Origin of the sequence: Streptomyces sp. NPDC059524, from assembly GCF_042749255.1 — a bacterium.
Taxonomy (GTDB): domain Bacteria; phylum Actinomycetota; class Actinomycetes; order Streptomycetales; family Streptomycetaceae; genus Streptomyces; species Streptomyces xanthii.
In genome coordinates this window covers 392-1,382 of sequence record NZ_JBHYTK010000284.1, presented here as the reverse complement: position 1 = coordinate 1,382, position 991 = coordinate 392, and the positions used below count along the sequence as shown (strand labels likewise).

Annotated in this window: 1 protein-coding gene; it reads right to left on the bottom strand. The window is 74.8% G+C overall.

The genetic code is table 11. The annotated features are described in order from the left end of the window. Positions 1 to 163 precede the first annotated feature (163 nt). Positions 164 to 835 (bottom strand): alpha/beta hydrolase, encoded by a 672-nt coding sequence (locus ACFW9D_RS38010; RefSeq protein WP_384630022.1) that lies wholly within the window; start codon positions 833 to 835, stop codon positions 164 to 166. Positions 836 to 991 lie beyond the last annotated feature (156 nt).

The window sequence follows — 991 nt, the reverse complement described above, 5'->3', positions numbered from 1 at the left end:
TGGGGGGGTGGGTGGTGGGGGTGTGCTTGTGTGTGGGGGGGGGCGCTGGGGGGTGGTGTTGGGGGGGGGTCCCGGGGGGGGGGGGGCGGGCCCCCCCGCCTTTCCCTCAGGAGGCCGGGCTCACCACAGGAGCCGGGGCTCGCCTAGGGCTCCGGGGCTCCGCTCAGCTGCCGGGGCTCGCCTCGGGTGCGGGCGCCTGCTTCAGGTGCCGCGCGAAGAACTGGGCCGCATCCTCCCCGGCGGACTGCGGGACGCCGGTGTGCCCGCCCATGTTGGCGTTCAGCGTCTTCTCCTTCGAGGCGAAGGCGTCGAACAGGTCGAGGGCCGCCTGACGGTCGTTCCCCTCGTCGTCCCACTGCAGCAGAACGTGCAGCGGAACGGTGACCCTACGGGCCTCCTCGAAGATCACGGCGGGGACGAAACTGCCCGCGAACAGGCCGGCGGCCACGATGCGCGGGTCGGTCGCGGCCAGGCGGACGCCGATCGAGATCAGGCCACCGGAGTACGCCACCGGGCCGCCGATCCCGGGCAGTTCGAGCAGCGCGTCCATCGTGGCCCGCCATTCGGGGACCGCCTGGTCGACCAGGGGCAGGATCAGGTCGTCGACGATCTCGCCGCTCACCGGTTCACCGGCCTCCAGGGCGCGGCGCAGGCCGGCACGTGCCCGGTCGACGGCGGGCAGCCGGGGCCGGTCACCGCTTCCGGGGAGCTCGATGGTGGCGGTGGCGAAGCCCTCCGCCGCGGAGTACCGGGCCCGGCCCAGCAGGCGGGGGTACATCCGGTCCAGTCCGAGCGGGGGGTTGCCCAGCAGGATCAGGGGGACCGGTGCGGACACGTCCGCGGGTGTCCAGAGGATGCCGGGGATGTCGCCGAGGGTGAACCTGCGCGGGGCGCCCGCCCCCCCGCCGCCCCGCGCCGCCCCCCCCGGGGGGGCGCCCGGCTCGAAAGTCGTCGGCTACTTCACGGAGTGGGGTGTCTACGACCGGAACTA